Below are 11,566 nucleotides of genomic sequence, written 5' to 3'. Positions count from 1 at the left end.
AATGCGTCCGCCACTTAAATGAACCGAATTTTATTTTACGAAGAAAGGGACTGTACTTTTAGGACAGCCCCCTTTCTTACCTATAGTCAAGAGCTTTAACTAATTTTTTAATGATGAAAATGAATACTTTCATGTGGGGGGATATCCACTCTCTAATAAATAAATTTGTACATACCAAAGAGACCTGACGAAATGACGTTTTTCGCAAGGTCAATGTAAGTTATAGTGGAAGTAACCATTACGGACAGGTTGATGCTGTTTCGTAATCATAGATTATGTTGTGTGTAATAAGGTGGAATGCGACTTTCAAGAACTTATTCACACAAGCAACGGGCGCAACTTTATGGAGCTTTCCTTGAGGTTGCGTTTTTAATTTGTCGTCATAATCCACAATGTGATTATCCTCTTTTGATTTTATTCCAACCGCATTGTGAAAAAATATGGTAAAATTAGGTCGGGCTTGTAGGGAAATGTCAATCTATGAAGAACTTCCTATTTACGATAAAATAAAGGGAGACAAAAGAAGAAAGGGCGAGGAAGTTGAGTCCGAAAAAAGCAAATACACCTGAAAAAAAGAGGCAAAAAAAAGCGAAGCTCGTTCGAATGAATGTATTCTTTTTTATCATCTTTCTATTATTTGTGGCACTGATCGTTCGTTTAGGTGTCGTCCAAATTGTACAAGGAGAAGAGTATTCAAAGGAAGTCAATCGAACGGAAGTCGATATTTCAAAATACCCTGCTCCACGGGGGAAAATGTATGATCGCAATGGAAGAGTTGTAGTGGACAATATCAATGTACCGGCGATCTCATATACAGTGGAAAAAACGACGAAGGCAACAGATAAATTGGAAACCGCTCAAAAGCTTTCAGAACTTATTACGATTGATACAGAGTTTTTAAAAGAGCGTGACCTTCGCGATTATTGGCTAGCAAGGCATTCAGAAGAAGCAAAAGACTTGCTTACGAAAGAAGAACTAAAGTTGGAGCCAAAGGAAACGTATCAGCTGCAAGTCGAGCGGGTGCCAGCGAGTGAAATCACAAAAATTCAAAATGACCCGAAAGAAATGCAACTTGCGGCATTTTATACGAAGTTTTCATCTGGCTATGCGTACGAACCTCAAATCGTCGCAACGAATTTAACTAAAGAAGAAGTGTCGTTAGTCGCTGAACGATTAGAGTACTTACCTGGGGTTGACGTCATTACAGACTGGGATCGATATTATCCGTATGAGGGAGTTTTTCGTTCAATTATTGGAGGGGTAGCGGATGGCATCCCGCAAGATAATGAATCATTTTTCACCGCGCGAAGCTACGCTCGTAACGACCGTGTCGGAAAAAGTTACTTAGAATTACAGTACGAAGACTACTTAAACCCTCGAAAAGCGCAATTAAAATACACGACGAACAAAGACGGAGAGACCGTTGGTCAGGAGTTTGTTGATAACGGACGCAGAGGATATGATTTAAAGTTATCCGTCGATATAGAGTTGCAAAAGCGTGTCGATGAAATAGTTGAAAGTCGTCTTCTCGAAGCGAAAAGACATCCAGATAACTATATGCTAGATCGTGCCTTCGTCGTCATGATGGACCCTTATAATGGCGATATTTTATCTATGGTTGGAAAGCGTTATAATGATGGCGAAGTGTTGAACTATGATGTAGGTGCCTTTACGAGTCAGTACGAAATGGGTTCGACTGTTAAAGGAGCGACAGTTCTTGCAGGGTATCAGCATGGCATTTCCCACGGAACATCGTTTTATGATGCACCAATCTATTTGAAAGGTACTAAACCTAAGTCATCGTATAAAAATTTTGGTTGGATTAATGATGTAAATGCGTTAAAGGTAAGTTCGAATGTCTATATGTTCCATATTGCGATGAGGATTGCAGGCATTAGCTATTCACCATATATGTCATTTCCAGCTTCGGTAGAAGATTTTCTCACGTTACGTAATTACTATGCGCAATTTGGGCTCGGGGTTAAAACAGGCATCGACTTACCCATTGAATCCGATGGCCAACAAAGTCCACCACCTGATATGGGGAAACTGTTAGACTTAGCGATCGGGCAGTTTGATACGTACACTCCGCTTCAAATGGCACAATACGTATCAGTCATTGCAAACGGTGGTTATCGTGTCCAGCCTCGTCTCGTTACGTCCATTCACGTGCCTGAAGGTGAGGAAGAGTTAGGACCAGTTGCTCAAGAACGAGATACTGTTGTTTTAAATAAAATTAACAATACAGATGAAGACATTAAACGAGTACAAACAGGATTTAAGCTCGTTACCTCTGCTCAAGGTGGAACAGCGAACGGATACTTTAAACATGATGTAGCCGGAAAGACAGGAACCGCACAATCTCAATATTGGGGACCAGTTCGAAGCTATTACGGAAAGTCCGTTTATAACTTAACATTTGTCGGGTATTATCCTTCTGATAATCCAGAAGTAGCGTTTAGTGTCGTAGTTCCGTGGGCACGTACAAGCCGTGGCGAAGATATTAATAAAGCTATTGCAAATGATATCGTCAATGCGTACGTTGAAGTGCAAAAGCAAAGCGAACAAAATCAAACGACAACACCAAACAATACAACGGAAGAACAAAGTGAATAAACAATGTGAGGCATGTGCTTATAAAAGGCACATGCTTTTTTATTGTTACAGAAAGTTTAAGTTCAATAAAGTGTTAAAGTATTCTTTTTACCGTTTTTTTTGTGTCTAGCTCCAAGCGCCATCAGCTCAGGTCGCTTCGGCCCTGCTGTGGCGACGGAAGCCTCCTCGTAGGTCCTCCAGCGCCCTTCGCCTAAGGACTTGCGCATTGCGATTTTCTTATTTGGATGAAAGGATAATCATACAGATTTTGAACACGCTAAAAGGTAGTGAGGGAGGTGAATGATTTGGCAAAACGAACGAAAAAACATGATCCGGAACAGAAAAATAAAAAGGGCTTTGATTCCAGTAAAACGGACGCGGAGTTCAGTCACGAATTCGGAAGTGCTAATGCAAACGAAAAGCATAAAAAACAGGCGAAACAAGAAAAAAAGGGTAAAAATGAAGGGGAATGGAACGGCATGCATTAAGGGGGCTATGTTATATAGCCTCTTTTTTTTGTTTTCGTCTCCATGGAACATTTCCCCTCCACGACTAATTGTCTACCTAAATCTTGAACAAAATCTATATACATATAACAACTTGTTATAAATTCAGAAAATTCGGTTGATTTTATGGTAAATATTCTCTAAGATAGAGATAACATACCGACTGGTTAGTAGGGGGTGACAACCGTAACGAGTGAAAATCGAATGAAGGAAAAAATAATTGAAAAAAGCATTAATCTTTTTGCGGTACAAGGGTTTAAAGAAACGACCATTCAACAAATTGTTGAAGAATTAGGTGTGACGAAAGGAACCTTTTATTATTATTTTCAGTCAAAAGAAGAAGTACTCGTAGACATTCAGATGACCTATATTGAGAGATTGCTAGCGGCTCAACAGGAAATATTTCACCAAAAAGAGACGACGTGCAAAGATAAAATATTTGAATTAATGGTACGAATTGTTTCAGAAATTCGTACTGAGGGACTGAAAGCAAAAGTATTTATTCGAGAAATGCGTCATGTCAATGAGGTTCAACTCAAAAGCATTAAACGAAAACGCAATGAATTTCGAAATAATCTCATTCAAGTATTGGAAGAAGCGATGAGAAAGAGAGAAATTCAATCCCACATTCCAGCGGAAATGATCGCATTTGGCATTCTTGGTATGACCAATTGGACGTACTTTTGGTATGACCCTGATGGAGAGAGAACAGAAGAGGAAATCGTCTCTTATTTTCATCAAATTATTATGAATGGAATCGAGAAAATGGAGGAATGAAAATGATCCATGAAACAGAAATAAAGGTCCGTTTTGCTGAAACTGATGCCCTTGGCCATGTGAATAATACTAATTTCTTTGTTTATATGGAAGTGGCTCGCATTGAGTTCTTTGAAAAGTTAGATACGTCAATGTCTATTAATAAGTGGCCATTTATCGTTGCTTCTGCCAAATGTGATTTTATTGAACAAACGTTTTTTAATCAAACATTAATCATTGAAACAACATTAAGTAGAATCGGCTCAAAAAGCTTTACGCTTACGCATCGAATGAAGGATAAAGAAACAGGAAAAACGGTAGCTAAAGGTGAAGTGGTCATTGTTCATTTTAACTTCGAAGCACAACAAAGCGAAGTGATTCCTCCAAAAATGAGAGAAGTACTTGAACAATATTTAATATCTGTGGCGTAAAGGGGGAAGTTGATGCGCGAGTCAATGATGGATGCCATACAATTTCATGAATTTGGCGGACCTAATGTCCTTAAACACGTCTCACTCCCAATTCCATCTCCACAGAAGAAGGATGTGTTAATTAAAGTTGCTGCAATCGGTGTTAACTATGCTGATACAGCAAGAAGAGAAGGGAAATACGTTGTACCAACCCCACTGCCGTTTGTGCCTGGGTCTGAGGTAGCTGGAGAAGTCGTTGCTTGTGGTGACGATGTAACAGATGTATCAGTGGGGCAAAAAGTCGTGACCTTACTCGGTTCGAATCGGTCCACAGGATATGCGCAGTATACGTTAGCGGATAGTCGGAGTCTCATTCCAATTCCTTCTGGTGTTACTTATGAGCAAGCGGTAGCTCTTCCGCTTCAAGGGCTTAGTGCTTACCATATTTTAAAATCGTTAGGACAACTATCTGAGGGAGAAACCGTTCTCGTTCATGCAGCTGCAGGTGGGGTAGGGTCAATTGCTATTCAGCTTGCGAAAAAGTTTGGAGCAAAAAAAGTAATTGCCACTGCAAGCACGGAAGAAAAACGGGAGTTAGCTTCGACACTAGGTGCTGATGTTACGATTGATTATACGAAGCCATCGTGGTGCATTGATGTAATGGAGGCAACTAATGGAATGGGCGTTGATCTCGTATTGGAGATGGTCGGTGGTGATATTTTCTTGCAATCTTTAAAATGTCTGAAGCCGTTTGGTCGTCTCGTTTGTTACGGTGTCGCAAGCGGTCATCCCCCAACATTCAATCCTGTCCTTTTAATGGAGAAGAATCTGACAGTAACAGGGTTCTTTTTACCAACGATGATGCAAAAGCCTAATCTTTTCACACGCAGTTTACAAGAATTATTGGATTGGATGGCAAAAGGTGAACTCACGCTAGTGATAGGGGAAACGCTCCCTCTCAATCAAGCGGCAGTAGCTCACACTCGACTTCAAAGCCGAAAAACAAAAGGAAAAGTGATTCTTATTCCCACACAATAGGGCGTTAGTCGTTTCGTTCCTCTTGCAAAAGGGGAACGTTTCTTATTGGGGTTCTGAACCGAAAGTGAAAATTGTAGAACTTTGCGGTCGAATGGCTAATATTTTCGTGCTACCGAAGAAAACATGCAAAAAACCGAATTTTTTCATGAAGTGTGAAGGAATTTACAGGTTGTTATCGAAAAAGACAAATAGATTTAAATTTTTATATTTTTTTTATTTTTTTCAATCGAGAGAGTTGTAGACGAGTGACGACTCGAATAAAATAGTATAGAAGATGTATTGAACTTGAACCTTTTTGTAAAAGGGGGGATATTTTTGTCGAACCATGTCCGTGATAAACGGAAAGCAGATTCGATTGAGCTATACTCTGTTCTATCATCGAGTGGTCATTTCCGTTATATTTCTTCCAACTGCATGCAATTTTTAGGTTATAAGCAAGAAGAATTAATCGGAAAAGATGTTAGATCGTTTATACATAAAGAAGATATCTTTTTATTGGAATCATTTTTTTACAATGATCATCACCTATATCCGTGTGCCTTTCGTTTTCGACATAAAGAAAATCATTTCGTATGGCTGGAAGCATCGGTTGATTTCATCCAGAACGAAATAAAAGAAAATGAAAGGGAAGTCATCGTCAAAATTAAAATTATTGATACATACAACTCCTCGCAAACGACGAAAGAAATTCATCATTACTTTTTTAATGAACAAAAATCGTCTTCTTCCCAAATTAATACAGATGAAGAGACTAATTCAATTATTGAAAGCTTGCCTAGTCCAGTCTTTATTTCTTATAAAGGGATTATTAAATATGTCAATCAATCCTTTCGCCAATTACTAGGAGTTTTCACTCGTGAGCAGGTAATTGGGAAGTCCATCTATGATTATATGTTGCCAGATTATCATGAAGTTGTTCAAAATCGCATTCAAATGCTTCATGAAGGTCAATCGATTGGCGTAATTGAACAAGAGTGGAGAAGGGAAGATGGCTCCATTATCAATGTAGAGTGTAGGCCTTCTACGATTCTTTTTAAAGGCAGAAAAGCCGAAATCGCTGTTTTATACGATATATCATCGCGAAAACGAGTGCAAAAGAATTTGCAAAAAAGTAGGGAGCGATACCAAAAGCTTATTCAAAATTCGATTGATACCATTGGGGTTATCCATAATGACAAGTGGGTATTCATCAATGAATCCGGATTGAAGTTGTTTGGTGTTCGCGATTACGCGCAAATAATTGGGAAAAATATTTACTCCCATCTTGAACGGGACTCCTTCCAATCGATCAAAAAAATGTTGATCGATATCAACGCTGGTAAAAAAGAAGTGCTCCTCATAAAGCCCGGGTGGAGGAGAAAAACGGATGGACAGACCATTTATACGGAGATGGTTTGCATTCCGACAACATACTTTGGGGAGCCTGCTGTTCAAGTGATCTTACGTGATTTAACGGAGCGAAAGAATGCCGAAAATATGATGGTTCAATCCGAAAAATTAACGATTGCTGGTCAATTAGCTGCAGGAATTGCACACGAGATTCGTAACCCTCTTACAGCGATTAAAGGGTTTCTCCAATTAATGCAGTCGGAACGAAAAGAGAGTGACCAATACTTCGATATCGTATTTTCTGAGTTGAACCGAATTGAACTCATTTTATCTGAATTATTAATGTTAGCGAAGCCGCAGGAAGCATTGTTCAAGCAAATGAATATGAGCCACGTTTTAACGGAAGTTATTACGCTTTTAGAAACGGAAGCGAATTTGAACAATGTTATGATTCAAAAGCGGTTTTCTGAAGGGCCTGATTTCGTACATTGTGATCCGAATCAGTTGAAGCAAGTGTTTATTAACTTAATAAAAAATGCGATTGAGGCAATGCCATCGGGTGGTACAATTACAATTGAAACCATTTGTGAAAACGACACGTTCACGATCCACTTTGTTGATACGGGAGAAGGAATACCAGAGGACATTTTACAGAAAATTGGTCAACCATTTGTCACCACAAAAGAGAGTGGGAACGGTCTTGGATTAATGATGACATTTAAAATCATTGAGAACCATAAAGGGACAATCCAAGTGGAGAGCGAGGAAGGAAAGGGAACAAAATTTACGATTTCCTTACCGATTGCGAAATAAAAACCGCAGTGAGATGAATAACTCACCGCGGTTTTTTTATTGTTACAGAAAGTTTAAGTTCAATAGAGGGTTAAAGTATTCTCTTTACCGTTTTTTGGGTGTCTAGCTCCAAGCGCCATCAGCTCTGGTCGCTTCGGCCCTGCTGTGGCGACGGAAGCCTCCTCGCAGGTCCTCCAGCGCCCTTCGCCTAAGGACTTGCGCTTTGCACTTTTCTTATAATCCAAGTTATTTACTCGAATAGACGTATCGCTTCATGCGTGCGAAAGCTTCTTCGAGTTGTTCCATCGAATAGGCATAAGATAGTCTAAAAAATCCCTCCCCGTCGGCGGAAAAAGCACTTCCTGGTACGACGGCTACGCCTGTTTTTTCTACAAGATCTACGGCAAAATCAAACGATGAAACATTAGGATTCGGAACAGATGGGAATAAGTAAAAGGCACCATCTGGTTTTACGACTTGAAATCCTAGCTGCTTTAACTCGTCATAAGCGTATTCGAGTCGTTTTTTGTATTCCTCTTTCATTTTTATCGGTTCATCTATCCCGTTTGTGATCGCATCATAGGCCGCCATTTGTGAAACAGAAGAAGCGCATGACACGTTGTATTGGTGCACTTTTAACATGTGCTTCGTTAATTCTTTCGGGGCAAATAGAAAACCGATTCGCCACCCGGTCATACTGTGCGATTTGGACAATCCGTTTACGACAATCGTTTGCTCTCGTAAAAAGGATGCAATAGAGACGTGCTTTTGTGAATACACTAATTCACTATAAATCTCATCAGACAAGATAAATATATTCTTTCCTTTTACAAGCGTGGCAATATCCATTAATTCCTGTACTGTAAGCGTCACACCAGTTGGATTGGACGGGTATGGCAAAATGATGCAGCGCGTTTTTTCGGATAAGTGCGCTTCAATTAAATCAGCTGTTAGTTTGAATCCTTTTTGCGTTGTATTGACATGTACAGGGTTAGCACCGGCTAGGCGAATGAGCGGTTCATAGCCAGGATAGACCGGTCCAGGTAAGAGCACGTCTACGCCCGGTTCTAGAATCGTTCGAAGGGCAACATCAATTGCTTGACTTGCACCCGTTGTCACAATGACCTCATCTTCTGGTGAATATGAAAGACGATATTGGCGATTCAAAAACTCACAAGCGGCTTTTCGGAGCTCAAAAAAACCTGCATTGTGCGTATAGGAAGTAAAATTATCATCAATGGCACGTTTCGCAGCCTCTTTTACGCCATCTGGTGTAGGAAAATCCGGCTGTCCAATTGTAAGAGAAATGACGTCGTCATATTTAGCTACTAAATTAAAAAAAGTTCGAATGCCTGAAATGGATAAATCTTTTACTTTTGGATTAATTAAATGTTCCATAGCTTCTTCACCTTTACTCTTTTTTGTCTAATTGCTACTCATTTTATCATTCTTGACGCGAGTTGACGATAAATTTATGGGAGGTTTTCCATGTCGATTGTTTAAATAGGGAGAAAGAGGGAATAAGAAGGAGAAATAGCGCAGAAAGGGTCGAAAAACGATGATTCGAACGCTTGCGATTGATACGAACGGTTCGGTGCAATATGAACTTTCCTTACGTGAATTAAAGAAACCGAATATCGTTTGGTATTGGGTTGACTTTCAAGAACCGACGGATGAAGAAATAAAACTATTAAGTCGATTTTTTCATTTTCATCCGCTTGCGATTGAAGATTGTTTAGAATTTGTTCAACGTCCGAAAATGGATTTTTATGATACGTATATGTTTATCGTTCTTCATGCCATTCATCAGAAAACACTTCAGGCGGAAGAGGTAGACGTATTTGTTAGCTCATCGTTCATTGTAACGTTTCACAAAAAACCAATTCGTGACATTCATAATATTTGGCACCGAGTCAAAAAAGATGAACGATTACGCCTTGGGCCAATTCAAATTTTACATAAAGTAGTCGATAAGCTTGTAGACGATTATTTTCCACCAGTTTATCGATTGGAGGATGTGTTAAATGATATGGAGGAGAATACAAAAAATGAAACGATAGATGAACTGATGCGACAACTATTTGATGTTCGATCGGATTTAAACAAAATTCGTCGAACAATTATCCCGATGCGAGATCTCCTTTACCGCATTATTTCATCAGACAAAGTGAAACAAATGAATGAGTCTCTTTATTTCCATGACATTTATGATCACTTAATGAAACTCGTTGAAATGATTGATGCGAATCGAGAGTTAAGCGCTGATATTCGCGACAGTTACTTGTCGTTTACATCCAATCGAATGAATACCATTATGATGACATTGACCGTTATTTCGTCCATCTTTATGCCACTTACGTTTATAGTTGGTGTGTACGGAATGAATTTTGAGCATATGCCGGAGCTGAAAATGAAAATGGCTACTACATCGTTTTAGTCGTCATGTCCTTCATTTCCATTGGAATGGTTTTCTTCTTTTATCGAATGGGATGGTTTAAATTTAATAGAGGTCCTAAATTATAGGAAAGAAATGCACAAAAATCGACAAAAACTAGCTGAAAAGACCGTCATAGCATAAATCTTTCGTTCGAAGAGTATAGTAAATTAGACTCTCATTCGAGGTGGACTAGGATGCATCACGAAGATACATTGTTAACGAGCGAAGAAAAAGAAATAGTGAAGCGTCTGAAAGAAGAAATGCTTCAGGCGTTGTCTGTCCAGCATATGCGCTTTTACAAAGATGAGATGAATCGAATTTATGCGCAAGCGAAAAGACGGGCGGAATTTATGCAAACTGTAGAAGAAAGGTCACTCGTTTTATGAAAGAAGGTGAGTAAGACGGATTTATCCCGTTTTGCCCACCTTTTTTCGTGCGAAAAAATGTCAATAATGGATGTCTTCCTGCGTAAACTTGTATCAATAAAGAGAAAAACGGGGGAATGGTATGAAAAGAATCGCGGTAATCGGGCAGTCGGGAATCATTCCGGTTGACGTATATACATTGGCTGAAGAAGTTGGGAAAGAAATAGCCAAAAGCGGATCGATCTTATTATCAGGGGGAGGAAGCGGTGTCATGGAAGCTGCTTCCAAAGGAGCAAAAGAAGCGGGTGGACTGGTTATTGGTATTTTGGCAGGGGATGAAATAAATGTAGCTAATGATTATATCGATATTCCGATTACGACGGGATTAGCGTTTGATTATCGCAGCATTATTCTTGTCCATTCAGCGGATGTATTGATTATGATTCGAGGTGGAAATGGGACACTCGGTGAGCTTTCCGCCGCTTATATGAATAAAAAGCCAGTAGTCGTAATGGATCATTCGGGAGGATGGGCATCGAAGGTGAAGGATGTTTCCGTTGAAGGCTGTTATTTAGATGAGCGAAAGACAGTGGAATTGCTTTATGCCACTTCAGCGAAAGAAGCTGTTCACTTAGCGCTACAAGTCAATCAAACCCCGTTATGTAAAGAAAAGAATACAGGGGTCATTGGGGATTAATAGGAAAATAAGCAAGGCAGATAAAGAAAAATATCTGCCTGACTCATTTTTATGAACAACTGTATGAACGAATTTGACTTAAATCAATTCCGTAATAAACCCAACGATATTGTCTTGGGCGCCAACGCCAGCCAGCGACTGATGTTCTGCCTACGTATGTTGGGTAGTACCAAAATCTACGTCCGTTATTTAAACGAATATACGTGTATCGATATAAACACCCACGGATGCCACCGGGATCTACGGCATAAAGGGAAGCTCCTTGTGGCTCAGGCGGAATATACGACGGTGGTGGTCCGGACGGCGGTCCCCCATGTTGCCCTGGTTGACCTCCTTGCCCCGGTGGTGGACCGAATGGTGGCCCTCCATGTTGCCCTCCGCCGTGACTTGGTGGTGGTCCAACTGGCGGTTGTTGTGGTTGCCCCCATGGGAAAGGGAAGAAGTTAAACGGGAACATTTGAAACTGTCGGTGGGAACGAAACATGTGCATTCTCCTTTCTTCAGTAAAACCATTCACTCCCACCATATGAAAGAAAAGGTCATTAGGTGTTTGACCATTTTTTTCTATATACGGTCTGAAGACTTAAAAGTTTTTGAATTGGTAGAAAGTGATATATAAAAAACACGAGCAGTTATTTGCT

The 11,566-nt window shown here is 39.9% G+C and carries 10 protein-coding genes and 2 pseudogenes; 9 read left to right on the top strand and 3 right to left on the bottom strand.

What is annotated here, in order from left to right:
* Positions 1-238: 238 nt before the first annotated feature.
* A pseudogene (locus ML543_RS01635) lies at positions 239-403 on the bottom strand (IS110 family RNA-guided transposase); the annotation flags it as partial.
* 200 nt (positions 404-603) lie between these two features.
* Between ML543_RS01635 and ML543_RS01630 the strand changes: the two are divergent.
* From ML543_RS01630 to ML543_RS01605, 6 genes are all read left to right on the top strand, one after another.
* Positions 604-2,616, top strand: coding sequence for a peptidoglycan D,D-transpeptidase FtsI family protein (locus tag ML543_RS01630; RefSeq protein WP_243385914.1), 2,013 nt, complete (start codon positions 604-606; stop codon positions 2,614-2,616).
* A gap of 284 nt (positions 2,617-2,900) precedes the next feature.
* A complete protein-coding gene (locus tag ML543_RS01625) occupies positions 2,901-3,083 on the top strand; it encodes a hypothetical protein (RefSeq protein ID WP_243385401.1) in 183 nt (60 codons plus the stop codon).
* A 222-nt stretch (positions 3,084-3,305) separates the two neighbouring features.
* Positions 3,306-3,878, top strand: coding sequence for a TetR/AcrR family transcriptional regulator (locus ML543_RS01620; protein ID WP_243385400.1), 573 nt, complete (start codon positions 3,306-3,308; stop codon positions 3,876-3,878).
* A 2-nt stretch (positions 3,879-3,880) separates the two neighbouring features.
* Entirely contained in the window at positions 3,881-4,288 is a 408-nt protein-coding gene (locus ML543_RS01615) for an acyl-CoA thioesterase (RefSeq protein ID WP_279326518.1), read from the top strand.
* A gap of 27 nt (positions 4,289-4,315) precedes the next feature.
* Positions 4,316-5,305 carry a quinone oxidoreductase family protein gene (locus ML543_RS01610; protein ID WP_243385912.1) on the top strand — a complete coding sequence of 330 codons (990 nt, stop codon included), beginning with the start codon at positions 4,316-4,318 and terminating at the stop codon, positions 5,303-5,305.
* Between the two features lie 315 nt (positions 5,306-5,620).
* Entirely contained in the window at positions 5,621-7,447 is a 1,827-nt protein-coding gene (locus ML543_RS01605) for a PAS domain S-box protein (protein ID WP_243385399.1), read from the top strand.
* A gap of 225 nt (positions 7,448-7,672) precedes the next feature.
* Here ML543_RS01605 and ML543_RS01600 read toward each other — a convergent pair whose 3' ends face one another.
* A complete protein-coding gene (locus ML543_RS01600) occupies positions 7,673-8,824 on the bottom strand; it encodes an aminotransferase A (RefSeq protein ID WP_243385398.1) in 1,152 nt (383 codons plus the stop codon).
* Positions 8,825-8,984: 160 nt separating this feature from the next.
* Here ML543_RS01600 and corA point away from each other — a divergent pair.
* From corA to ML543_RS01585, 3 genes and pseudogenes are all read left to right on the top strand, one after another.
* Positions 8,985-9,949: pseudogene (gene corA / locus ML543_RS01595) on the top strand (magnesium/cobalt transporter CorA).
* A 108-nt stretch (positions 9,950-10,057) separates the two neighbouring features.
* The gene (locus tag ML543_RS01590) at positions 10,058-10,249 is read left to right on the top strand and encodes a hypothetical protein (RefSeq protein WP_243385397.1); all 192 of its coding nucleotides are present in this window, start codon (positions 10,058-10,060) and stop codon (positions 10,247-10,249) included.
* Positions 10,250-10,370: 121 nt separating this feature from the next.
* Positions 10,371-10,925 carry a TIGR00725 family protein gene (locus tag ML543_RS01585; protein ID WP_243385396.1) on the top strand — a complete coding sequence of 185 codons (555 nt, stop codon included), beginning with the start codon at positions 10,371-10,373 and terminating at the stop codon, positions 10,923-10,925.
* A gap of 49 nt (positions 10,926-10,974) precedes the next feature.
* Here ML543_RS01585 and ML543_RS01580 read toward each other — a convergent pair whose 3' ends face one another.
* Positions 10,975-11,409 carry a transporter gene (locus ML543_RS01580; protein WP_243385395.1) on the bottom strand — a complete coding sequence of 145 codons (435 nt, stop codon included), beginning with the start codon at positions 11,407-11,409 and terminating at the stop codon, positions 10,975-10,977.
* Positions 11,410-11,566 lie beyond the last annotated feature (157 nt).

Source organism: Bacillus kexueae (genome assembly GCF_022809095.1).
Classification (GTDB): Bacteria; Bacillota; Bacilli; order Bacillales; family Aeribacillaceae; genus Bacillus_BZ; species Bacillus_BZ kexueae.
Note: the sequence above shows the minus strand (reverse complement) of the source record. Positions and strands in the feature narration are given on the sequence as shown.